This is a genomic window from Microbacterium sp. JAI119, from assembly GCF_013410135.1.
Lineage (GTDB): Bacteria > Actinomycetota > Actinomycetes > Actinomycetales > Microbacteriaceae > Microbacterium > Microbacterium oxydans.
The window spans coordinates 2,213,774-2,236,061 of sequence record NZ_JACCCK010000001.1 but is presented as its reverse complement, the minus strand read 5'-3'; the positions used below and the strand labels follow the sequence as shown (position 1 = coordinate 2,236,061).

Sequence of the window (22,288 nt, the reverse complement as noted above, 5' to 3'; positions counted from 1 at the left end):
GTGGGCCAAATCAAACCGACATGAACACCCCGGCGCGTCGCAACATGGGCCAGACCAAAGCGACATCCCTGGGCCAAATCAGAGTGACAGAGTCAGAAGTCAGTGCTGTGCGGCTTCATGGGCGTTTCCGAGTCGCATGGGCAGTTCGAGCAAGTCATTGCCGATGAATGTCGGCCCTGCATAATCGTCGATGGCGCCGACGAGCTGTGCATGAGGGAAGGCCTGGCAGAACAGGCTTACGGCGACCTCTGCCTCAAGGATCGCCAAGTGCGAGCCCGGGCAACGATGCACCCCGAGTCCGAACGCCAAGTGCTGCGGGTTCGTCCGGTCCGGATCGAAGTGCGCGGGTTCGGGGTTGACGTTCTCGTCTCTGCCGTGGCCGCCGTAGTTGAGCAGGATGGGTTCTCCAGTTCGGATCATGACACCCTCGCCAAGGTCGATGTCAGCAAGAGCCCATCGCATTGGCAAGTTCATCACCGGACAGTCCTTGCGCAGAGACTCTTCAATGATGGGTCTCGGATCTTCTCCTCGAATCAGGGACTGTCGGGCGTGAGGGCAGGCAGTGAGATCGGCCAGAGCATGGTCAATGAGGTTGATGGTCGTCTGGCTGCCCCCGCCGATCATGAGCAGCAACGTGGCGATGAGTTCGTCCTCGGTGAGAGGGTCTTCCTCTTTCTGACTTTCGATGATGAGGATGCTGGTGAGGTCGTCGCCGGGGTGGGCGCGCTTCTCGTCGATGAGTGTGCGCATAGCGGTGAGCAGATCGAGGTTGAGCTGGGTGGCTTCGTCTTCGCTGAGAGCATCGGTGCGAGCAACGAGGCGGAACACACGCAGCACCTCGGGCCGCTGGTCCTCGGGGATGCCAAGCAGATCGCAGATGACGAGAGTAGGGATCTGGTAGGAGAATGCGGCGTGGACATCAACGGGGGTGTCGTCGGCCTTGTTGGCGAGGTCCTCGATAAGGCCACGCACTGTGTTCTCGATGGCTGGGCGCAACTGCTGGATGCGACGGTAGGTCAGCGAGGGCACGACGACCCGGCGCAGACGGGAGTGGTCGGCACCGTCCTTGGTCGTCATGTTCTGCAGATCAATCCAGGGAGCCAACCAAGGCACCTCGCCGGTCTCATAGGTGGGCACAGCGCGGGTCACGTCGCGGGAGACGTCTGGGTGGGTGAGCAGATAGGAGACGGTCTCACCGCGCACAACTGACCATGCGGTGAGTCCGTCGGGCAGTTCGACCGGAACGGCGGGGCCGAGACGTCGGAGTTCCTCGGTCTTGGCGTACATGCAAGCACCGGATCTACTGGGCAGAGTGGTCACGGGGGCGGTGTGAAACGGGATGGGCATGAGTATCTCCTTAGGCTGCGGGGCTCGGGGTGCATAGGGCGAGCATGCGTTGCCAGAAGAGGTCTTCGAAGACGGCAAGATGTCTGGCTAGTCCCAGGGCCGGGGTCAGTGCCTTCGGCGGTGCTGTGGCGAGCAAGGTGTCGATCGTCTGGATCTCGGCGGCATCGGCATGGCCGAAGTAGTCGAAGTGTGCGAGCTGGTTGTCGGTGAACGCCCCGGTGTGCGCCAGGGCTTCGCGCAGTTGCTGGTAGCAGCGTGTGGAGGCGTTCACGAGGTGGCGGAAGCAGACCGGATAGTCCCAGGGGCTGCCGGTGACGGCGATGCGAGCAATGTGGGCGGGGTAGACCATGGCGTAGGCGTCCAAGTCGCTCCCCCGCTCGGAAGACTGGTGGTAGGCGCTGACGAACGGTTGCAGGAGGCGGTGTGCTTCCTGTTCGGATTGGTGGCTGAGCGTGTAGAGCTCCGCGACCGCTGTGTTGTGGTGCCGGTCGATCATGAGCTGGGTCGAGGCGACGTTTGATGCCACGAGAGCGTCGAGATGAGATGCCAGCGAGCCGAGGTCGCCGGGGGTGATGCTGCCAGACTCGATGGCGTGGGCCAGTGGGTTTTCAGACAGGACCGCGTCCGGGATTTCTGCTGTCATCGGTGCACTCCGAGGTCGCTGAGGGGACGAGTGAACGCGGCGGGAAGGCCTGCCCGGGGGATGTTGAGGAGCTCGGTGGACAATTTTCGCTGCCGCTGAAGGCGGGAGGGGCTGGAGAGGGTTTGCAAGTGTGCGTCGATGCGGCGGTGCAATTCGACGCTGGCCGTCTCCCATGCCGTGGTGGTGGGATGACTGTCCTCGCCGAGGTGCCGCCGGTACCGGTGCAAGCATGCGAGGGTGAACAGCTCCAGAGCACAGTCGACGGCGCTCGCTCTCATCCATGGGTCGTAGGGCTCGCGGGCGATCGCGCGGTGCAGGCGGGTCACGCGCTCGGCCATATCTCCGTTGGCCATCGTCGGCGCCGTCGTGGGGGCATCGCTCGGGGGTTGGGCGAGAAAGTCTTTGAGCATCTCGGTGGAGCTGTCGAAGATGCGGGTGACGCGGGTGTCGCGCCAGAGACGTTCGATTGGCCATGGTGTTGCCTCGCGGGCTCGTGCCGAGGCCGCGGTTTCGTAGCCTCGTCCGCCGACCAGTTGCATCACCGTGTCGGTCGCTCGGTCGGCGGCCTCGCTGACAATGAGCTTGGCGGCTTCGCTGTCGGTCGGCGCACACTGCTCGTCGAGGGCATGCCAGGTCACGGCGTTGGCGACCAGTGCCTCGGTCATGAGGGTGGAGAGGTGGTGCTGAGTCTGGGGGTGGGTGTGCAGTCCGCGACGGGTCTGCCGGTCTTCGCCGGCCCAGGCCACGGCCTGCTGCAGGCAGGTGAGAATCGTCGTCAGTCCCGCCACCGGCAGAGCGGCACGGCACTGACTCAGGCAGGTTAGGGCGACCTCGACGCCGTTGCCCTCCCCACCGATGATCCGGTCGGCAGGAACGCGGGCGTCATTGAACTGCAGCCGGCCGTTGGGCAGGCCATGCATGCCGGCGAAGCGACTCTGAGGGCCACGCATTACGCCGGGATCATCGGTGGCGATCAGCATGGCAGTGATCCCGCCCGATGAGTTCTCGGTGGCGGCGACGTCGACCAGGACGATCACGTGGGAAGCGATCGTGGCGTTGGTGATCCACGTCTTGGTACCGGTGACCCGATAGGCGCCCTCATCGGCGTCGAAGAAGGCGGTAGTCCGCAGGGGTCCGCTGCCGTAGCCGAGTTCGGGCTCGTTGAGCGCGAAGGCCGAGACTTGTTCGGTCAGCTGCGGTAGGTAGCGGTCACGCTGGGTCTCGGTGCCGAACTCAAGGAGGGGGCGAACGGCGCCGATGACCTGGTGCGCGGCGATGACCTCGCACAGGCTCGCATGCGCGGAGGTGAGCACGGAGAGCACCGCGAGTAGGCAGGTATCGGAGAATCCCAGACCGCCGTAGCGGGTAGGGATGGTGATCCGGAAGGCGCCCAGCTGTCCGAGATCCTGGAGGAGGTCATCGGGTATCTGGGCACTGGATTCGATGCGTTCTGCCAGGTCATGTCGTGAGCACCAGTCGGTGATGCTCACCACGAAGCGGGCTTCCTCGGGTGAGAGCTCCGTACGAGTGCTCGGCTGGTCCGACGCAGGGGCGTGTCCGCTGAGGATCTGGTCGATGATGGAGTTGGGGTCGTAGTCGCGGCTCGGTGCGGTCATCGGCGTGGCCCCAATTCGACGGCGGTCAGCGGTCCGAGCCGCTGGTGGCGCAGCTCGGCGGTGTTGAACCCTGCCCGATCAAGCAGTGCCGTGAGGTCGGCGAGGGTGCGCTCGCGGCCGCCGCTGATGACGAGCATGCACACATCGGTCAGATACCCCACGGCTGCTTCGTCGGTGTAAACGTCGGGCAGGAAGTTCCCGATGATGATGAGACGTGCTCCATCCGGGATCTGCTCTTTGCACGTGGAGAGGAGGGCCAGGGCGTGCTCGTCGTCCCAGTCCTGGAGGACGCTCTTGATGATGTAGGTCGTCCCGTCCGGTGGGATCGCGGCGAAGAAGTCTCCGGCGATGCTGGCGCACCGCTCGGTCAGCCCGGCGCGGGCGATGACGTTCTCGGCGGCGGCAATTCCGGCGGGGCTGTCGAAGACAATGCCGGTCGCCGTCGGTGCTGTCTGTAGCACGGTGGTCAGGAAGGTGCCGTCTCCGCCGCCGATGTCGACGACGGTCTCGTCCTCGCCGATGGAGATCAACGCGGCAGCGGACTCGGCGGTGGCGGTGGCTTCTTCCTGCATGGCCTGGTTGAACAGGGTGTTCGCGCCAGTGTCCTGGCTGAGATAGTCATAGACCGGCTGGTGGTATTCGCGGTCGAACCCGGCTTCGCCGGTGAGGGTCGAGGTTTCGAGATGGTCCCAGGCGCGCTGGAACAAGGGGCTGGTGAAATTCTCGGCGAAGGCTGCCAACGAGCCGGGTTTGCCGGGCACCAGCACGGTGCCGAGGCGGGTATTGTGCAGGCCAGATTCGCGCTGTTCGATCAGCCCGGCATAGCGCAGCAGGTTCAGGACGCGGTCGAGGTGGTCTGCCGGAGCTCTGGTCCGGGCTGCTAGCTCTTCCAGTCTCATCCCGGGGGTCGTGTCCAGGTGGGTGAAGACGGCGAGGTGTACTGCCGCGCGGATAGCGTCGGAGACCATGTAGCCGCCGATGAGACGGATGACGGTGTCGCGGTCTTGAAGGCTTGTCATGATCCCTGTCCTTCCTCGGCGGGCGCGTCGGTGAGTCGGTGTCTGACCCAGACATTGGGCTCGATGTAGACGGCGTAGTCGAGGTCTGTGTTGGCGTAGACCGGGGCGATACCGCCACCGACGATGATCAGGCCGGTGGTGGTGAAGGGTTCCGCGGTCCAGGTCCTCCAGATGTCGAGGGGTGCGGAGATGGTCATGGAAGTGTGGCTGAGTGCGATGATGCGCCCACCGATCCGTTCGTGGATTCGCAGCCAGTTGTCGGCGCGTTGCCCATCGTCTCGGCGACGCTCGACGTAGTCCTCGATGGGCATCTCGGGGAACTCGGTCTTGCCGCTGGGCCGGACCGGGGCGATGAAGTGCTCGAACCCGGCCTCGCGAGCATGATCGCGCAGAGCAGCGAACACGGATTGGGATAGGCCCCGGCCCGTGTGGCTGGTGTCGATGCCGGCTTCGAGTGCGCACAACGTGTTGAGAGTCGCCTCGCTGTAGGTATCGGTCGCTGATTGCTCGATGACTCCGTCCCAGCCGCGGCTCGGAAGCGTCTGCGGGTTGCCGTCCCAGTGCAGGGGCAGAGAGGAGGCGCGGGCGATCGGGGTATCACCGTCGAGCACGATGAGCTGGTGCTCGGCGTGGGCGTGGATGCCCCATTCCACTAGCAGCCGGTTGGGTTCGATGAACGCCGGCCACGGGATGTCCAAGTTCAAGAATGCCGGCAGCAAGTCCGGGCGCTGGGCGAGGGTTAAGGTCCGAATAGAATTTGTCATGTCGTCACCAACTCTGCGAGGTGTTCGGCGGAGCGCTGCTCGTGGGGAATATGGACCGGCTTCTCGATGAGCTGGCGCAGGGATTGCAGGTAGGCAGCACGGGGCATCGGCTTTGCTCCCAGGTTTGTTGCGTGCTGGGAGTCATGCTGGAAGTCGAAGAGACGCCCTCCGCCTTGCAGGAAGCGCGTCATGAGGTCGACGACGGCGATCTTGCCAGCGCCCTCGACGAGGGTGAATTGGGAGTCGGCGGAGAGGACCGCGCCAAGTTGGAGGCCGAAGACTCCGCCGATCAGTTCTCCGTCGTGCCAGACCTCGCAACTGTGAGCCAGCCCCTGCTCATGGAGCTCCTGCAGGGCCGGTCGGAGGGTGTCGGTGATCCAGGTGCTCTGGTGTGTCTGGGCGCAGGCGTTGACGACCTGGTCGAAGGCGGCGTTGATGCTCGTGCGCCACTCGGCGCGCCGTCGGGCGAATCGGCGCATGGTACGGCCGGTGCGGCGGGTGGTCAGCTCTGCTACGGGCCGGGGGTCCGGGTTGAACCAGGCGACGGAGTAAGGCTCGGACGATTGCTCGTTGACGGTGAGGCTGCCGCTCTCGGCGTCCGCGGCGTAGCGGATTTCATTGAGCATGGCTTCTTCGTAGGAGGAAGCGGGAAAGCAGTAGAAACCGTGTGACGCTGCGGCAAAGATGTTCGGCGCTGAGAGGTCAGCGTCGAAAGCCACGGGCCCGGTGGCTGGGAGGGTGTCGCGGCTGAGCGCGGTCCAGTCGAGACTCATAGGAACTCCTTTCGCTCCAGGAAGTCGAGGTAGCGGTCGATCAGCTCGGCGTCGACATCGGGGAAGGTAATGTCCGTGCCAGCCAGGGCCTGCTCGACGTTGGTTCGGGTGAAAGCGGGGAACGTGTCCTCGAGGTACATCTCGGCCACGCTCATCTGCCCGCTGGGGCACTTGTCGATGAACAGGGGCGCAAAGGGGGTCATCGGATGCTCGGGGTTAGTGACCGCCAGGTCGATCATCTGGGCGACCCAGTCCGCCCAAGGGATCTCCGCGATCGTGTTGCCGCGCGCCTGGAGACGTTGCTGGAGCAGCGAGATGGGAGCCTTGTGCGGGTTTGTCAGGTGATAAACCTGCCCGGTGGCCGGTTCGTGGGTGGCTATGTGGACCAGGGCGTCGGCGAAGACGTCGACCGGGGTGTAGTCCATCGGGAGCTCGGCGTGTGGGATGGCTCCGATGTCGCGAATAAAACGCTTCATGCAGCACATCTCGGTGGTGGTATTCCAAGTGCCGCGGCTGCTGTGTCCGGAGATGTCGGCTGCCCGGTAGATGGCCACTGGCAGCCCGGCCCGTGCAGCGTCCTGCACCAGGTGTTCAGCAACCCATTTGCTTTCGGCGTAGCCGACACCAAGCTGGTCGAGGTGATCCAGAGGAGTGTCCTCGCTGATGGTGCGCGTACCGGCAACGCCGTGGCCGGCGACAACCGCCATTGTGGAGACGTAGTGGAACGCGATGCCATGTCTGGCTGCCAGGCGCAGCAGCTCATAGGTGCCATCGACGTTGGCCGCCTTCATCTGCGCATAGGGGTAGATGAAGTTGACCGTTCCGCCCGAGTGCACCACGAGGCTGGTGCGTTCGGTCAGCCCCTCGAAGTTGATCTCGTCCAGCCCGAGGCAGGGTTGGGCGAGGTCCCCGAGGACGATGTCGATGCGGGCTTCATCCTCCGGACGAACGTCCGGGGCCGAACCGTAGGTCTCCCAAGCAGTACGCAATCGCTGGCGTGCAGCTTCCTCTGACGGGGCGCGCACCACGCAGGCCAGCCGCGCCGGGGTCGATGCGAGCAGTCGTGGCAGCAGGTGCGAGCCCAGGAAGCCGGTAGCGCCGGTGAGCAGTATGGTGGAGGTCTCCTCCAGGACCGGCGGGCCCGGGCTCGGAGTTGCGCCGTTGAGGGTGATGGAGCGTTGGAGGTCTGCCTGCATGGCAGTGCGTGGATGGCTACCGGCTTCGAGGACTCCGGCGCGGGCGTGCGCGACGGCCTGGCAGTAGCTGGTGAAGTACGGGTCTCTGAGCAGCCGCTCGATCAGCGCCCGGACGAACCGGACGTGGATGCCGAGGCTGGACCGGGTGCGGGCGACGAGTTCGGCAGCGGCTATAGAGGTGCCGCCGGCGTCGAAGAAGGACAGCCCGAGCTGGTGACGGGCGATGCCGAGGACCTCGGTCCAAATGCCTGCCACCGCGTGCTCGATCGCCGAATCCAGTTCGATGGTGGTGCTTGGGGTCTCGGCGGGGAGCGCTTCAAGGCCGGCGGCCAGAGCCTTGTAGTCGGTCTTGCCGTGGGCGGTCTGCGGCAGTGAGTCCACCACTGTGGCGGTATTGGGAACGGCGTGCGCCGGAAGCGCGGCACTCACATGATCTCGTGCGGCCTGACTGCCAGGATCCCGACGCCCCGGGGCCACCGTGTAGAAAGCATGCAGGCGGGTCCCCTCGCTGTCGCCGAGCACTGCGGCGTCACTGATGGCGTCGTGGCTGCGCAGGATGTTCTCGACTTCTTCCGGGTCGACGCGGTAGCCGCGGATCTTCAGCTGCCGGTCAGCACGCCCGGTGATGAATAGGCCGGCACGCGGGTCCAGGAAGCCGGTGTCCCCGGTGAGGTAGAAATGGTGACCATCGAGCTTCACGCTCGGCAGCGGGTCCAGGCCGGCGCCTGCGTGTGTAGTGCCCAATGCCAGACGCCCGGAGACAGCGACGTCTCCGGCGCGGCCGTCGACCACGGGAGTGCCGTGGGTATCGAGGATGCGCACGCCAGCACCATCGAGAGGAAACCCGACGGCGGCCGGGCCGTCATCGAGGGCGCCGATGTCGTGGACTTCGGAGAGGCAGGAGGTGATGCCGGTCTCGGTGAGGCCGTAGGCGTTGAGCACGCGGGCCCGCGGATAGAGGCTCCGCGCGGCCTTGAGATCGCGGTTGGACACTGCCGCACCGCCGAGAATGAGCAGTCGGATCGATTGGTCGGCGACGTCGGCGTCGGCGGAATGTGCGACGACTTCGCGCCAATAGCTGGGCGTGAGGTCCATGACGGTCACACCGGCCTGGCTGATCTTGTCGTGAAACTCCGAGGGCGCCCAGAGGGTCTCGGGAAGGACCAGCGTCGCCCCGGCGGCCAGGCTCACGCCGATCTGCTCGATTGAGGTGTCGAAAGTCGACGCCGCGAACTGCAGTACGCGATCCTCTTCCGTGATGCCGTAGCGAGTCACGAGCTGATCAAGTAGAGAAGCCAGGGCCTGATGGGAGGCGGCGACTCCTTTGGGGTGGCCGGTGGAACCGGAAGTGAAGATCACGTAGGCGATCTCTGAAGCCTCGGTCTGCCATGAACCGGCTGAGGTCGCGTTTATCACGGGGATGTTAGGGGTGATCGTGACGGCCTGCGCGTCCGTAGAAGTGGAATGTTGCAGGGTCAGCGTGGCGACCGCGCCGGTAATTCGACGGATCTCGTTGTGGCGTTGGGGCGGGTCTCGGTGGTCGATTGGCAGGTAGGCAAGACCAGCTCGCCAAATCGCCAGCATGGCCACGATCTGCTCAGGCCCGCGTGGCAAGGCCACCATGACCGAGCCGTTGAGGGGCAGCCCGTGTTGGGCGAGTTCGTCGGCAAGGTCTGCTGCCTGCGCGGCGAGCTGAGCATAGGTGAGCTGGAGGTCGCCACAGACAACGGCGATCGCCTCGGGCCGGAACCGTGCCATCTGGTCGACACGGTCGCAAAGATAGGTGCGGGTGGTAATCATGACGTGCTCTCCTTCGGGGAGGCCGCGGGGTCGCGAATCAGTGCCAGCACGGTCCCGATCAGTAGAGGCAGGACCTTCCCCTGATCCAGTCGGTTCCCGGCCATCTCGTTCGCGGCGCCGTGGAAGATCCGGTGGATGGCGGTGACGAGCCACCAGGCGGGGAGATCGGAGCGGAAAATGCCCACTGCCTGTCCACGTTCGATGAGTGCGCAGATGCGAGCCTCGAACGCCGCGTGGAGTTCGCGCAGCCGTGCTGGGGTGAGCGCGTCAGAGGCGGCCATCACGATGGACCGAGATTGGTCCATCAGCTGCCAGCTGATCCCGAGCACGTACTCCAAGGCGCGGACGGGATCGGGATTCCCGGCGACGTCGTCGAGGCATTTTTGATTGTCGGCGATGACGCGGCCGACGGCGGCATCGACGAGGGCCGTGCGAGACGGGAAGTGCCCGTAGACGGTCACTCTACCGAGGCCGGCCTCGCGAGCGATGCTGGTGATGGTGGCATCGGGGCGAGTGCTCAGCTGCGAAATAGCTGCCGCGAGGATGCGCTCGGTGTTTCTGGTCGCATCCGAGCGGCGACGTTCGGGGGTGATCGTGGTGCGAGGCATCATCTCCAACTCCGATAGTCAAACACTGCTGTTTGACTTACGGTACCAGAAACACAGGCACTGGTGTATGAGTTATGAGGCGACGGCGTCTGCTCGGACCTGCGTGATCAGCCGCCTGAGCGTCGCTCCGCAGCGCTTGGGCTGGCGAAGACGGGCATAGGCGATTCGCTCAGAACTGGTCGGGCTGAGTCGGGTTCGATCGGTGAGGATCGGAAAGCATGTGCCTGGGCTTTGCCGCAGAGACGACGAGCCATCGGGTAGTGCGCAAAGACCGAGATTGCCCGAGTCGCTCTCGCGGTGTGCGCCAGCACGCCTGCGTGCGCACAGTCTGAACGCCGGTTGGATCGACGATACTTCAGGCCTGTTGCGTCACCGGATCAGCCGCGGTATCAGGGTGATGCAGGCGGGGTATCAGCTCACGCATAGGGCCGGCGGCATTCACCCCGGTGAGCGCGACCAGCACCTCGTCGAGGTAGTGGGCTGTGATCAGCGGTTCCTCGGAAAGGATGCGGGTGCGGTTGCCCAGGGCGGGGTGTCCGGCGCCGGTGAGGGTGTGGCCGTGGATGCGTGCGGTGAACGTCGAGCTCGGCAGGTACTGGCCGGGGTCGCCGGCGATACCGAGGTCGTGTAGCAGCGTGTTCGCGGCGTGGATGCCCTGGGCGGCCGAGTCGTCCCAGTGGTCAATTCGGTAGGAGCCGTGGCCGGGATAGTGATGCACGGCGACGCCGCCGGCGGCGTAGATCCGCTGGCGCGGGGCGTGCATGGAGCGCAGGCGGGAGTCGACGGGGATGCCGTCGGGCCCGGTCCAGGGTGCGGGGGCGGCGGGCATGGTGCCGTGCGCGACGATCGCGAGGTCACCCTCGACCCGGCTGCCGTCGTTGAGGGTGATGCTGATGCGGTCGGTGTGGGTGCGGATCGAGCGCACGGTTCGTTCCAGGTAGGCGGCGTGCTGGGGGCGGTGCAGGTCGCGTAGCCGCCGGGCGACGTGTGCGCCGATGGCGTTCGCTCCTGGGATCGCGGCGCGGGTGATGAGGGCAACGTCGTGGCCGGCGTCGGTGAGCAGTGACGCGGTCTCGGAGGCGACGAGGCCGCCGCCGAGCATGAGCACCCGGGCAGGCTTGGTGGTCGCGAGCAGATCGCGGAGGCGGACGGCGTCGGCGGCCGAGTGCAGGGTGGTCAATCTGCCGGCGCTGATCGCTTGGTCGCGGCCGATCACCTCCTCATCCAGCGTGCGCGGCCGGCTACCGGTGGCGATCAGGAGCGCGTCATAGGCGCGGGTATCACCGGAGTCCAGGCGCAACCGCCGAGACCTCGGGTCGAGGCCGCGCACCGTCTCCGACCGGAGGGTGGCCCCGGTGTCGGGCAGGGCCGCCTGGGCCGGTTCGAGCAGCCCGATCGCGATGCCCTTATTGACCAACGTCCGGTTGTACGGTGCTTCGCCGCTCCGCGTGTAGAGGTCGACGTCGAGGCCGGCGGCGTGCAGGCTTCTCGCGGCTGCGGTGCCGGCGGCACCGGCCCCGATGATCGCGACGCTCGGCATACTCATCAGGCTCCTTCCCCAATGGTGGTGGTGCTGGTGGTGGCGGTGAAGGCGGGCAGCAGGATCGCCTCGATGAACCACGGCGCGTCGTCGGCGTCGAGGCGCCCGGCACGCACTTCTTCGGCAGCACCGTTCATCACCACGTGCGTGGTGGTCAGCAGCCAGGACACCGGCAGATCGACCCGGAAGACGCCCTCGCGCTGGCCGCGAAGCAGCAGAGCCCGCATCCGCCCCTCGGCCTTCTCGTGCAACTCCCGGATGCGTGCCGCGGGCAGCTCTTTCAGCGCAGCCGCCAGCAGCGCCCGCGACTGGTCGACCAGAACCCAGCTGGAGGCCACCAGCCGCCGGAACGCCTCACCCGGATCACCATCCAAGGGCACCCCGCTGAGCACCTCTTCGCCGCGTTCGAGGCTGTCGACCAGGGCAGCCTCGATCAGCTCCGCACGGGTCGGGAAATGCCCGTAGACGGTCACTCTGCCCATCCCGGCCTCGGCGGCGATGTCGCCGACCGACGCGTCGGGGTTCTTACGGATCGCCGTCGCCGTCGCGGCCAGAATCCTCGCCCGGTTGCGCTGCGCATCCGCCCGCTGATTGGCCGCCCGCCCACCGCCACCTGACGCACCGGCCGTCGCGCCGCGGGGCGTCGTCCTCTTCGCCGTCATGATCCACCTCACAAGTCGTACTGGAATGTATGAGATAGTGTAGCCGTTACAACTCGTACACCGATGATCGAGTTCCGGCTCGGAGGGCGAGGCGGGACCGGCAGAGAGGAGATGACGACCATGTCCACGACACACATCCCCGGGGGTGCGCAATGAGCGACACCGCCGCGCCGCGTGCCGGCGCCAAGCAGTGGTGGGGGCTCGCCGTGCTGGTGATCCCCTCGACGCTGCTGTTCATGATGCTCACGATCCTGTTCCTCGCCGCCCCGAACCTGGCCGCGGACCTGAACCCGTCGAGCACCCAGCTGCTGTGGATCCTCGACATCTACGGCTTCGTGATGGCCGGGTTCCTCGTCGCGATGGGCGTGCTCGGCGATCGGATCGGCAAGCGCCTGCTCATGGTGATCGGCGCGATCCTGTTCGCCGCCGTCTCGATCGCCGCGGCGCTGACGACGATCCCGGAACTGATGATCGCCTGGCGGGCCATCCTCGGGCTGGCCGCGGCAATGATGGTGCCGGCGACGATCGGGCTGATCTTCGTGCTCTTCGCCGACGCGAAGCAGCGCGGCGTCGCGATCGGGGTGTGGGCCGGCGGAATCTCCGCGGGCGTTGCCCTCGGCCCATTGCTCTCGGGTGTCCTACTGGAGGGCTTTGGCTGGCAGGCAACCTTCCTGGTGGCCGTGCCCATCATGGCACTGGTCGCTATCGCCGCCCCGCTGCTGGTGCCAGAGCACCGCGATCCTTCGGCGAGGATCGACTTGTTCAGTGCTCTGCTGCTGGTTGGCGGCCTGTTGGCGATCATCTATGGCATCAAGCGGTTCGCCGCGCAGGAGCCGGCGGGACCCTCGATCGGATTGCTCGTCGCAGGCCTGCTGATCGGACTGTGGTTCGTGCTTCGCCAGCTGCGTGCCGAGCGGCCGCTGCTGGACGTGCGCCTGTTCGCCAACCGCACTGTCTCAGGAGCGCTGGCGGTGTTCCTGCTCTCGGCTGCAGCGCTCGGTGGCGTGTACTCGCTGTTCACGCAGTACCTCCAGCACGTGCAGGAGCTCTCGCCGCTGCAGGCGGGCCTGTCGATCTTGCCGGCCGCGGCGGTGCTGATCGTCGTCTCGACGCTCTCGCCGGTGTTCGCGAGGAAGTTCCGGCCCGGCAACGTGATCGCGATCGGCCTACTCACTCAGGTGGTCGGCTACATCTTGTTCACTCAACTGGATGCCGGCACGGGACTGGCGCTGGTGATCGCGAGCTTCGTCATCACCTACCCCGGCGTGGCCCCATCGATGGCTCTGACCACCGATCTCGTCGTCAGCTCCGTCCCGCCGGAGAAGACCGGCGGCGCTTCAGGACTCGCGACCACAGCTAACGACCTGGGGATCTCCCTCGGTGTCGCAGTGATCGGCAGTGTCGGAATCGCCGCTTACCGCGGCAACATCGAGTCCAGACTCCCCGAGGGGCTGCCACCCGAGGCGGCAGCCGCCGCCTCGGACAGCATCGACGGGGCGCTCGCCTCGGCTGCGGAACTGCCGGGAGCGCTCGGCGAGCAGGTCATCGCTGCCGCGCAAGCCGCATTCACGGGCGGACTCAACACTGCGGCCATCGTCTCGGCGGTCATCGCGGGTGTGGCGGCGATCATCGCCGCTACGCGACTGCGTCACATCCGCCCCACCGGGCAGTCGCAGGACAGTCCGGAGGAAGCATCCACTCATTGACCTATACCCCCTATGGGTATAGTCTCGAATAACTCGTACACAGATGAAGGAGTTCTGAGATGAGCGCAACCACCACCGAGTACCAGGTGACCGGGATGAGCTGCGGACACTGCGAGACCGCCATCCGGTCCGAGGTCTCCGAAATCGCCGGGGTGACCGGCATCGAGGTCAGTGCCCAGACCGGGCGCCTGGCCGTGACCAGTGAGCAGCCCCTCGACGACGCTGCGGTGATCGCGGCGGTCGACGAGGCCGGCTACGCCGCGGTCAGGAGCTGAGATGAAGGCGCCTGCGCGGCTCGGCCTGTACGGCGCGGGGCTGGTGGCCGTGTTCGCCGTGGCGTTCGCCACGGCGAGCGCGGTCGTCCCCGAGAGCGCCGTGCAGGCCTGGACAGAAGACAGCGGTGACCACGCCGCCCACAACAGCGAGGAGGGAGAGGACATGAACGGGCAGGGCGGACACGCCGGCCACGCCGCGGACGCGTCGTCGCTCGGGCTGGGCGTGGCACAGGACGGCTACCAACTGACCGACCTGGGCGCCCCGACCGAGACCGGCGCCGACGGTGAGTTGTCGCTGACGATCACCGGGCCTGACGGCCAGGCGGTGACCGACTTCGAGCTGGAACATGAGAAGGAGCTGCACCTGATCGTCGTGCGCGCCGACGGGCAGCAGTTCCGCCATGTGCACCCCGAGATGGACGCCGACGGCACGTGGTCCATCCCTTGGCGGTGGGACGCGGCCGGAACCTACCGGGTGTTCGCGGACTTCGTGCCCGGCCAGACCGGAGAGGGCATCACGCTCTCGACCACCGTGCAGGTGTCCGGCGGCTACGAGACCGTGGCGGCGGAGCCGACCGCGGAGACCACCGTAGACGGGTTCGACGTCGCGGTGACCGGTGACCTTGTCGCGGGCGAGTCCTCGACGCTGACCATGACCATTACCCGCGACGGGCAGCCGGTCACCGTACTGGAACCGTATCTGGGCGCGTTCGGGCATCTGGTCGCGCTGCGCGATGGGGACCTGGCCTACCTGCACGTCCACCCCCACGGCGAGGCGCCCGACGCGGGGCAGACCTCGGGCCCGGAGATCGTGTTCGAGGCCACTGCACCCACGCCCGGCCGCTACCTGCTGTTCCTGGACTTCCAGGTTGACGGGCAGGTGCACACCGCGTCGCTGGTCATCGACACCACCACTGGCGACGGCGGCGCCGACGCCGGAAGCGGCGGCGGGCACGAGGAGGAAGGAGAAGGCCATGAGCACTGATCAGTCCACCGGGACCAACCTGGCTGGGGTCGAACTGCAGATCGGCGGCATGACCTGTGCGTCGTGCGCGAACCGGATCGAGAAGAAGCTGAACAAGCTCGACGGCATCACCGCGAGCGTGAACTACGCGACCGAGAAGGCCAGCGTCACCGCCCCGGAGGGCTACGACCCGCAGCTGCTGATCGCGGAAGTGGAGAAGACGGGCTACACCGCCGAGCTCCCCGCTCCCAAGGACGCCGCCGCCCCCGGCGGCGAGGATGACGGCGAGTCTCGCGAGGACGCCGAGCTGCGCACCCTGCGTCAGCGGCTCATCGGTTCGGCCGTGCTCGCAGTCCCGGTGATCGCGATGGCGATGATCCCGGCGCTGCAGTTCGACTACTGGGGCTTCGCCTCCCTGGCTCTGGCCGCACCCGTGGTGGTCTGGGCCGGGTGGCCCTTCCACAAGGCCGCCTGGATGAATCTCAAGCACGGTGCCGCCACGATGGACACGCTCATCTCCGTAGGTACGAGTGCGGCGATGATCTGGTCGATCGTCGCGCTGTTCTTCGGCACCGCTGGTGATCGCGGCGTGGTGCACCCGTTCGAGCTCACCATTTCCCGCTCCGATGGCCTCGGGCACATCTACCTGGAGGTCGCCGCCGGGGTGATCACGTTCATCCTGCTGGGCCGCTACTTCGAGAAGCGCTCCAAGCGCCGCGCCGGTGCCGCCCTGCGTGCCCTGCTCGAACTCGGCGCGAAGGAGGTCTCCGTCCTGCGGAACGGCAAAGAAGAGCGGATCTCCATTGAGGAGCTGAGCGTCGGGGACGAGTTCGTGGTCCGGCCCGGCGAGAAGATCGCCACCGATGGCGTCATCGTCTCCGGCAGTTCCGCGATCGACGCGTCGATGCTCACCGGCGAGTCCGTGCCGGTCGAGGTCGGCGAGGGTGACACGGTGACCGGAGCGACCGTGAACGCCGGCGGACGTCTCGTCGTCAAGGCGACCCGGGTCGGTTCGGATACCCAGCTGGCGCAGATGGCCAGGCTTGTTGAGGACGCCCAGTCGGGCAAGGCTGAGATCCAACGCCTCGCCGACCGGGTCTCCGGGGTGTTCGTGCCGATCGCGATCGCCATCGCCGTCGCCACGCTCGGTGCGTGGATCGGCGCAGGATTCCCGCTCTCGGCCGGGTTCACCGCGGCGGTCGCGGTGCTGATCATCGCCTGCCCCTGCGCCCTAGGCCTGGCCACCCCGACGGCGCTGCTGGTCGGCACCGGACGCGGAGCCCAGATGGGCGTGCTCATCAAAGGCCCCGAGGTGCTGGAGTCCACCAAGCGCGTCGACACGATCGTGCTGGACAAGACCGGCACCGTCACCACCGGCAAGATGACCCTCACCGACGTGATCCCCGCCCCAGGCGTGAGCCGTGATGAGCTGCTGCGGATCGCCGGCGGGCTTGAGGACTACTCTGAGCACCCCATCGCCCAGGCCATCGCCGCAGGCGCCACCGCACAGGTCGGTGAACTGCCCACCCCGGAGTCCTTCGACAACATCGAGGGCAAGGGCGTCCAAGGCGTCGTCGACGGTCACGCCGTGGTCGCCGGCCGAGAGGCGCTGCTGGCTGATTGGTCGATGCACCTCGACGAGGAGCTCAAAGCCGCCAAGCAGGCCGCAGAGTCCGAGGGCAAGACAGCGATCGCCGTCGGCTGGGACGGGCAAGCGCGCGGTGTGCTGGTGGTCTCGGACCAGATCAAGCCCACCAGTGCGGAGGCGATCAGCCAGTTCAAGGACCTGGGTCTGACTCCGGTGCTGCTGACCGGGGACAACCAGACCGTGGCCGAGCAGGTCGCCGCCGAGGTCGGCATCACCGAGGTCATCGCCGAAGTGCTGCCGAAGGACAAGGTCGACGTCGTCGCCCGCCTCCAGGGCGAAGGCAAGGTCGTGGCCATGGTCGGCGACGGTGTCAACGACGCCCCCGCCCTGGCCCAGGCCGACCTCGGCCTGGCGATGGGCACCGGCACCGACGTGGCCATCGAAGCCGCTGATATCACCCTGGTCCGCGGTGACCTGCGGGCGGCCGCGGATGCGATCCGGCTCGCGAGGCGCACGCTGCGCACGATCAAGCAGAACCTGTTCTGGGCCTTCGGCTACAACAGCGCCGCCATCCCGATTGCGGCCTTCGGGCTGTTGAATCCGATGCTCGCCGGAGCGGCCATGGCCTTCTCGTCCGTCTCGGTGGTCTCCAACAGCCTGAGGCTGCGCAGGTTCAAGGCCAAGGCCGACAACCAGAACACCCCAGCAGACAGTGCCCCTGTCCCGGCACGCGAGCCGGCGCAGGTCTGAGAAGAACCCGTCATCAAATCAGAAAGGACACCATTCACGATGACTGCACACGATCACCACAACCACGGAAACGATCACGACCACGGCAGCGCCTCTGGCGGCTGCAGCGGCCACGCTCCCAACACCGAGGACCTCGCTAAGGCGAACAGCGACGATGTCACCGAGTGCCTGGTCATGGCCGGCACCCCGGTCATCAAGTCAGACGCTGAGGCCGCCGGGCTCTACCGCGACTACGAGGGTAAGCGGTACTGGTTCTGCTGCGCGGCCTGCGGCCCACTCTTCGACGCCGACCCCGACCGCTACGCGAACGCGGCCTGAGTCGGCTCCGTAACCCGCAGCCGGCTTCGTGCCCCCGAGAACCACTCAGGTGGGCACGAAGCCCGGCGTTCGGCCACGGAGGCTGGCGGGAAGCGATCATGAGGAGGGAAACATCATGAACGGACGCACGACCCGGCGCCGGAACCGACGCCTGGGTGCCGCCGTCGGGGCCGGACTGCTGAGTGCCGCGATCCTGCTCACCGGCTGCGCCGCCGACAACACCGATGAGGACCCGCCGGGAAACAGCCCGGAGGAGCACGGCGAACATGGCGGGATGGAGCACCCGGCCGACGGCGGGCCTGTGCCCGAGGGCATGACCGAGGCCACCGACCCCACCTACCCGGTCGGCACCGAGGTCACCCTGACCGCCGACCACATGGACGGCATGGACGGGGCGACGGCGACGATCGTGGGCGCCTACGACACCTACACCTACTCCGTGGACTACACCCCCACCACCGGCGGCGACCCCATCACCGACCACAAGTGGGTCGTCCAGGAAGAACTCGAAGGCGCCGGCGACGAACGCCTGCCCGACGGCACCGAGGTCACCCTCGCGGCCGCACACATGGACGGCATGGACGGAGCTGCGGCCACCATCGCCTCCTCCACCGAGGAGACCGTCTACGTCGTCGACTACGAAGCCGACGGCATGACCATGACCAACCACAAGTGGGTCGTCGAAAGCGAAATCGAACCCACCAGCTAACCCGCCACAGGACGGACGCGGACCAGGAGCAGTGAGACCGGCATGAACGACAAGCACAGCGAACATCATCACGATCACGGTGGCGGCAACGCGACGCGAGAGCACCACTCCGCGCCCGAGCATGGTCGCGCGCATCACGACCACCAGCACAAGAGCCACTCTGCTCACGGCCACGATGCTGGGCACCACGGTCACGCCGACCATCAGGATCACAGTGGACACGACGTGCACGCGGGTGATTCCGCTCACGAAGGGCACGGGGGTCATGGCGGGCATGGCGATCATGTCGGGCAGTTCCGGCGGCTGTTCTGGATCATGCTCGTCCTCGCCGTCCCTGTGGTCGGCTTCAACGAGATGTTCGCCCACCTGATCGGCTACCATCTGCCCGACGCCGAGTGGGTGTGGTGGGTCTCCCCGATCCTCGGCACGGTCATCTACTTCTGGGGCGGATGGCCGTTCCTGACCGGCGCGATCAGCGAGGTCCGCTCCCGTAAACCCGGCATGATGCTGCTGATCGGGCTGGCGATCACGGTGGCGTTCCTCGCCTCCTGGGGCGCGAGCCTGCACCTGCTGGACCATGAGCTGAACTTCTGGTGGGAGCTGGCGCTGCTGGTGGTCATCATGCTGCTCGGTCACTGGATCGAGATGCGCTCCCTGGCCCAGACCACTTCGGCCCTGGACTCCCTCGCCGCGCTCCTGCCCGACGAAGCCGAGAAGCTCGACGGCGACCAGGTCGTGAAGATCGCACCCGCCGACCTGACCGTCGGCGACGTGGTCATCGTCCGACCCGGCTCCGCGGTCCCCGCCGACGGCCGGATCGTCGACGGGTCGGCGTCGATGGACGAGTCGATGGTCACCGGCGAGTCCAAGACCGTCCGCCGCGAGGTGGGCGATGTCGTGGTCGCCGGGACTGTCGCGACCGACTCCGGGCTGCGGGTGGAGGTGACCGCGACCGGTGAGGACACCGCGCTGGCCGGGATTCAGAAGCTCGTCGCCGATGCTCAGGCGTCGTCGTCTCGCGCGCAGCGGATCGCCGATGTCGCCGCGGCCTGGTTGTTCTGGTTCGCCCTCGGCGCCGCCGCCGTCACCGCGATCGTATGGACACTCGTCGGGATGCCCGATGCCGCGGTGGTGCGCACCATCACGGTGCTGGTGATCGCCTGCCCGCACGCGCTCGGCCTGGCGATCCCGCTGGTGGTCTCCATCGCCACCGAACGCGCCGCCCGCGGCGGCGTGCTGATCAAAGACCGCCTCGCCTTGGAGTCCATGCGCACGGTCGACACGGTGCTGTTCGACAAGACCGGCACGCTCACCAAGGGCGAACCCACCGTCACCGGCATCCACCCGGTCGGCGACCGGACTGACGACGAGGTGCTGGCGTTGGCCGCCGCCGCGGAAGCCGACAGCGAGCACCCCCTGGCCCGGGCCATCACCGGCGCCGCGAAGGACCGCAACCTCGACGTCCCCCAGGCACGTGACTTCTCCTCCTCGCCGGCCGTGGGGGTCAAAGCCATCATCGGAGAGACCACCGTGGAAGTCGGCGGTCCCTACCTACTCGAACAGCACGGACTCACCGAGCTGCCGATAGCCGAGACCTGGCGGGATGAGGGGGCGATCATCCTGCACGTCCTTGCCGACGGGCAGGTCATCGGTGCCCTGCGGCTGGCTGATGAGATCCGCCCCGAGTCCAAGGACGCCGTCGATGCTCTCCATGCTGCCGGGGCGCAGGTCGTGATGATCACCGGCGATGCCCAGGCCGTGGCCGCCACCGTCGCAGGAGAGCTCGGCATCGATCGCGTCTTCGCAGGGGTGCGACCCGAGGACAAGGCCGCCAAGGTCAAAGAGCTGCAGGACGAGGGCAGGAAGGTCGCGATGGTCGGCGACGGCGTTAACGACGCTCCCGCGCTCGCCCAGGCCGATGTGGGCATCGCGATCGGCGCCGGCACCGATGTCGCTATCGGCTCGGCCGGGGTCATTCTGGCCTCCTCCGACCCGCGCTCGGTGCTCTCGGTCATCGATCTCTCTCGCGCGAGCTACCGCAAGATGAAGCAGAACCTGTGGTGGGCCGCCGGCTACAACCTCATCTCTGTGCCCTTGGCCGCGGGCGTGCTGGCGCCCATCGGGTTCGTCCTGCCAATGAGCATCGGCGCGATTCTGATGTCCGCCTCCACCGTCGTCGTGGCCCTCAATGCTCAGCTGTTGCGACGCCTCGATCTCACGCCGGCCGCCAGCACCGCCAAGTTCCTCGACCGCTCACCGACACCATGACCAGTCAGGCCATGGGCGCCGGGCACCGCCATGAGCAGACACGGGAAGGAGCAGCACGATGACGACCACCACCACGCCTCCGATGCGGCAGGGCCCTGCCGGGCACGGCTACATCAACGACAAGGACCGCTATCTGGCCCGCCTCAAGCGCATCGAGGGACAGGCTCGAGGCATCCACCGGATGATCGACGAGGACACCTACTGCATCGACATCCTCACCCAGATCAGCGCGGTCACCGCAGCACTGGAGAATGTCGCGCTCGGGCTGCTCGACGACCACCTCAAGCATTGCGTCACCGCAGCGATCCGCGACGGCGACCTCAGCGCCGAGGCCAAGATCAAAGAGGCCTCCGACGCCATCGCCCGCCTCGTGAAGTCATAGGGGTTCGCCATGCTCGCCCTTCTACGCACGCTCACGCCTTCCATCGTCGTCCGCGATGTCGAAGTGTCTGCCCATCGGTGCTGCCAGGCGATGCGCTGGCTCGTCACGATCCGGTTCGCTCGCGGGGTGGGTGATCGATGAGCGAGCTTCGCAGGAGCCACGCTGACCGATGGAGGGCACGAGGCGAGGAAGGACGCTGCGCGGTCGCGTGCCGCTGACCGTCGCGGAAGCTAGTGCGGCGCGACACGAAGAGGATGCGTGGGCCGATCCTTGCTCGTAGTCAGAGCATCTACGCTCCGGTCCCACCCCTGGCTTATGACTGTGTGAAGTTGATCTTCGTCCGTCACGGGTCGGCACTCCTGCTCAGCGAGTTCGGCGAGAGACTCGTTGCCGTCGGCGACGTGGTGGTACTCGGCGCGAACACGCTGTGCGGGAGCGAGCCTGAAGGGTCAATCACGGTGACGACGATCTACCTAGACCGTGACTACGTCATCGACCAGGTCTTCTGGCAACACGCGGCCCTGCTGGCTGACCGGCTCGACGCGCAGGACTTCGCCGACGAGCTGTACTCCGAGCCGGCGCAGGTGCTCCGTCTCGGTGAGGACCGCGTGGGGCTGTTGATGCCGTGGCTGGACGAGCTGGTGGCTCTCAGTCTGGACGGCCCATCGCCGGAACGGTTCTACCGGATGCAAGCGTTGCTGTTCGCGGTCCTGGACGTAATCACGCCCTACGTGACGACCACACCGGTGCGCCGGTCGCTGACCCAACGCAGAGCGGCCTACCCCGGTTCGCCACTCCCGCGTCAGCTTGCGCCGCTGCGGGCTGAGGCGCGCGCAGTGGTTGAACTCTTGCGCGGGGCGCCGGCGCAACGGTGGACGCTCGGTGCACTCGCCGACGCGGTGCACCTGTCCCCATCGCAACTCGGAAGGGTGTTCGTCGATGCCTACGGCAAGTCGCCGATGGCGTACCTGATGACCGTGCGCGCCGAACACCTCGCCCGGTTGCTGCGGGAGACCGACCTGCCGATCGAGGCCGCGATGCGCGAGGTCGGTTGGAACAGCCGCGGCCACGCCGCCCGATTGTTCCGCCAGGCGGTCGGAGTCACCCCGGCTCGTTACCGCGAGCTGGTGCGGGAACGCGCTGTGGCCTGATCAGCGGACGATACCGATCGCCGCATCTGAGATACCCACATCCGCATCATCGCCCGCCTCGGCGCCCGGGACCGCTGAGGGGCTGATAGTCCGGTACGGACTCGTCGGGTTCACCACACGCCTGACGGTCACATCGTCCGTTGTCCGTCTCGTCATTGCTGGTGATCCCGGCGCACCTGATGGTCACCGGGGCCCAGTTCGGCCCCGGT

Annotated in this window: 19 protein-coding genes; 9 read left to right on the top strand and 10 right to left on the bottom strand. The window is 66.8% G+C overall.

The window, feature by feature from the left end; genetic code table 11:
- Window positions 1–99: 99 nt before the first annotated feature.
- The 10 genes from HDC31_RS10815 to HDC31_RS10770 form a co-directional block, all read right to left on the bottom strand.
- Entirely contained in the window at window positions 100–1,287 is a 1,188-nt protein-coding gene (locus tag HDC31_RS10815; RefSeq protein WP_176472509.1) for a cytochrome P450, read from the bottom strand.
- Window positions 1,288–1,357: 70 nt separating this feature from the next.
- Window positions 1,358–1,990: a hypothetical protein gene (locus HDC31_RS10810; RefSeq protein ID WP_067162182.1), complete on the bottom strand. Its 633-nt coding sequence runs from the start codon at window positions 1,988–1,990 to the stop codon at window positions 1,358–1,360.
- Window positions 1,987–3,606 carry an acyl-CoA dehydrogenase family protein gene (locus HDC31_RS10805; protein WP_067162180.1) on the bottom strand — a complete coding sequence of 540 codons (1,620 nt, stop codon included), beginning with the start codon at window positions 3,604–3,606 and terminating at the stop codon, window positions 1,987–1,989. Before HDC31_RS10805 ends, HDC31_RS10810 begins: the two co-directional genes overlap by 4 nt.
- Window positions 3,603–4,625: a methyltransferase gene (locus HDC31_RS10800; protein ID WP_067162179.1), complete on the bottom strand. Its 1,023-nt coding sequence runs from the start codon at window positions 4,623–4,625 to the stop codon at window positions 3,603–3,605. The genes HDC31_RS10805 and HDC31_RS10800 overlap by 4 nt, the downstream gene beginning before the upstream one ends.
- Complete coding sequence (locus HDC31_RS10795) at window positions 4,622–5,389, bottom strand: N-acetyltransferase (protein ID WP_179516069.1); 768 nt, start codon at window positions 5,387–5,389, stop codon at window positions 4,622–4,624. The genes HDC31_RS10800 and HDC31_RS10795 overlap by 4 nt, the downstream gene beginning before the upstream one ends.
- Window positions 5,386–6,162, bottom strand: a complete 777-nt coding sequence (locus HDC31_RS10790) for a leucyl/phenylalanyl-tRNA--protein transferase (RefSeq protein WP_067162174.1) — start codon at window positions 6,160–6,162, stop codon at window positions 5,386–5,388. The genes HDC31_RS10795 and HDC31_RS10790 overlap by 4 nt, the downstream gene beginning before the upstream one ends.
- Window positions 6,159–9,158, bottom strand: coding sequence for a non-ribosomal peptide synthetase (locus HDC31_RS10785; protein ID WP_067162172.1), 3,000 nt, complete (start codon window positions 9,156–9,158; stop codon window positions 6,159–6,161). Before HDC31_RS10785 ends, HDC31_RS10790 begins: the two co-directional genes overlap by 4 nt.
- Complete coding sequence (locus tag HDC31_RS10780) at window positions 9,155–9,769, bottom strand: TetR/AcrR family transcriptional regulator (RefSeq protein ID WP_095376737.1); 615 nt, start codon at window positions 9,767–9,769, stop codon at window positions 9,155–9,157. Before HDC31_RS10780 ends, HDC31_RS10785 begins: the two co-directional genes overlap by 4 nt.
- 352 nt (window positions 9,770–10,121) lie before the next feature.
- On the bottom strand, window positions 10,122–11,312 hold the full coding sequence (locus HDC31_RS10775) for an FAD-dependent oxidoreductase (protein WP_067162167.1): 1,191 nt from the start codon (window positions 11,310–11,312) through the stop codon (window positions 10,122–10,124).
- The gene (locus tag HDC31_RS10770; protein ID WP_067162165.1) at window positions 11,312–11,968 is read right to left on the bottom strand and encodes a TetR/AcrR family transcriptional regulator; all 657 of its coding nucleotides are present in this window, start codon (window positions 11,966–11,968) and stop codon (window positions 11,312–11,314) included. Before HDC31_RS10770 ends, HDC31_RS10775 begins: the two co-directional genes overlap by 1 nt.
- A 152-nt stretch (window positions 11,969–12,120) precedes the next feature.
- On the opposite strand from HDC31_RS10770, the gene HDC31_RS10765 reads away from it, so the two are divergent.
- The 9 genes from HDC31_RS10765 to HDC31_RS10725 all read left to right on the top strand — a co-directional run bounded on the left by HDC31_RS10765 (window position 12,121) and on the right by HDC31_RS10725 (window position 22,079).
- Window positions 12,121–13,674, top strand: coding sequence for an MFS transporter (locus tag HDC31_RS10765; protein ID WP_067162163.1), 1,554 nt, complete (start codon window positions 12,121–12,123; stop codon window positions 13,672–13,674).
- Between the two features lie 59 nt (window positions 13,675–13,733).
- Window positions 13,734–13,949 carry a heavy-metal-associated domain-containing protein gene (locus HDC31_RS10760; protein ID WP_058859005.1) on the top strand — a complete coding sequence of 72 codons (216 nt, stop codon included), beginning with the start codon at window positions 13,734–13,736 and terminating at the stop codon, window positions 13,947–13,949.
- Window position 13,950: 1 nt separating this feature from the next.
- The gene (locus HDC31_RS10755; protein ID WP_067162161.1) at window positions 13,951–14,934 is read left to right on the top strand and encodes a heavy metal-binding domain-containing protein; all 984 of its coding nucleotides are present in this window, start codon (window positions 13,951–13,953) and stop codon (window positions 14,932–14,934) included.
- A complete protein-coding gene (locus HDC31_RS10750; RefSeq protein WP_087624724.1) occupies window positions 14,924–17,251 on the top strand; it encodes a cation-translocating P-type ATPase in 2,328 nt (775 codons plus the stop codon). Before HDC31_RS10755 ends, HDC31_RS10750 begins: the two co-directional genes overlap by 11 nt.
- A gap of 39 nt (window positions 17,252–17,290) precedes the next feature.
- A complete protein-coding gene (locus tag HDC31_RS10745) occupies window positions 17,291–17,569 on the top strand; it encodes a YHS domain-containing protein (protein WP_058859008.1) in 279 nt (92 codons plus the stop codon).
- Window positions 17,570–17,684: 115 nt separating this feature from the next.
- Window positions 17,685–18,278, top strand: coding sequence for a YdhK family protein (locus HDC31_RS10740; RefSeq protein WP_058859009.1), 594 nt, complete (start codon window positions 17,685–17,687; stop codon window positions 18,276–18,278).
- Window positions 18,279–18,320: 42 nt separating this feature from the next.
- Complete coding sequence (locus HDC31_RS10735; RefSeq protein WP_067162156.1) at window positions 18,321–20,546, top strand: heavy metal translocating P-type ATPase; 2,226 nt, start codon at window positions 18,321–18,323, stop codon at window positions 20,544–20,546.
- Window positions 20,547–20,604: 58 nt separating this feature from the next.
- Complete coding sequence (locus HDC31_RS10730) at window positions 20,605–20,928, top strand: metal-sensitive transcriptional regulator (RefSeq protein ID WP_058859011.1); 324 nt, start codon at window positions 20,605–20,607, stop codon at window positions 20,926–20,928.
- Window positions 20,929–21,182: 254 nt separating this feature from the next.
- The gene (locus tag HDC31_RS10725; protein ID WP_067162154.1) at window positions 21,183–22,079 is read left to right on the top strand and encodes a helix-turn-helix domain-containing protein; all 897 of its coding nucleotides are present in this window, start codon (window positions 21,183–21,185) and stop codon (window positions 22,077–22,079) included.
- Window positions 22,080–22,288 lie beyond the last annotated feature (209 nt).

Excerpts from the sequence above, each read along its gene's own strand:
- HDC31_RS10815 (WP_176472509.1), bottom strand. The coding sequence starts at position 1,287 with ATGTACGCCAAGACCGAGGAACTCCGACGTCTCGGCCCCGCCGTTCCG.
- HDC31_RS10810 (WP_067162182.1), bottom strand. The coding sequence starts at position 1,990 with ATGACAGCAGAAATCCCGGACGCGGTCCTGTCTGAAAACCCACTGGCC.
- HDC31_RS10805 (WP_067162180.1), bottom strand. The coding sequence starts at position 3,606 with ATGACCGCACCGAGCCGCGACTACGACCCCAACTCCATCATCGACCAG.
- HDC31_RS10800 (WP_067162179.1), bottom strand. The coding sequence starts at position 4,625 with ATGACAAGCCTTCAAGACCGCGACACCGTCATCCGTCTCATCGGCGGC.
- HDC31_RS10795 (WP_179516069.1), bottom strand. The coding sequence starts at position 5,389 with ATGACAAATTCTATTCGGACCTTAACCCTCGCCCAGCGCCCGGACTTG.
- HDC31_RS10790 (WP_067162174.1), bottom strand. The coding sequence starts at position 6,162 with ATGAGTCTCGACTGGACCGCGCTCAGCCGCGACACCCTCCCAGCCACC.
- HDC31_RS10785 (WP_067162172.1), bottom strand. The coding sequence starts at position 9,158 with ATGATTACCACCCGCACCTATCTTTGCGACCGTGTCGACCAGATGGCA.
- HDC31_RS10780 (WP_095376737.1), bottom strand. The coding sequence starts at position 9,769 with ATGATGCCTCGCACCACGATCACCCCCGAACGTCGCCGCTCGGATGCG.
- HDC31_RS10775 (WP_067162167.1), bottom strand. The coding sequence starts at position 11,312 with ATGAGTATGCCGAGCGTCGCGATCATCGGGGCCGGTGCCGCCGGCACC.
- HDC31_RS10770 (WP_067162165.1), bottom strand. The coding sequence starts at position 11,968 with ATGACGGCGAAGAGGACGACGCCCCGCGGCGCGACGGCCGGTGCGTCA.
- HDC31_RS10765 (WP_067162163.1), top strand. The coding sequence starts at position 12,121 with ATGAGCGACACCGCCGCGCCGCGTGCCGGCGCCAAGCAGTGGTGGGGG.
- HDC31_RS10760 (WP_058859005.1), top strand. The coding sequence starts at position 13,734 with ATGAGCGCAACCACCACCGAGTACCAGGTGACCGGGATGAGCTGCGGA.
- HDC31_RS10755 (WP_067162161.1), top strand. The coding sequence starts at position 13,951 with ATGAAGGCGCCTGCGCGGCTCGGCCTGTACGGCGCGGGGCTGGTGGCC.
- HDC31_RS10750 (WP_087624724.1), top strand. The coding sequence starts at position 14,924 with ATGAGCACTGATCAGTCCACCGGGACCAACCTGGCTGGGGTCGAACTG.
- HDC31_RS10745 (WP_058859008.1), top strand. The coding sequence starts at position 17,291 with ATGACTGCACACGATCACCACAACCACGGAAACGATCACGACCACGGC.
- HDC31_RS10740 (WP_058859009.1), top strand. The coding sequence starts at position 17,685 with ATGAACGGACGCACGACCCGGCGCCGGAACCGACGCCTGGGTGCCGCC.
- HDC31_RS10735 (WP_067162156.1), top strand. The coding sequence starts at position 18,321 with ATGAACGACAAGCACAGCGAACATCATCACGATCACGGTGGCGGCAAC.
- HDC31_RS10730 (WP_058859011.1), top strand. The coding sequence starts at position 20,605 with ATGACGACCACCACCACGCCTCCGATGCGGCAGGGCCCTGCCGGGCAC.
- HDC31_RS10725 (WP_067162154.1), top strand. The coding sequence starts at position 21,183 with ATGCGTGGGCCGATCCTTGCTCGTAGTCAGAGCATCTACGCTCCGGTC.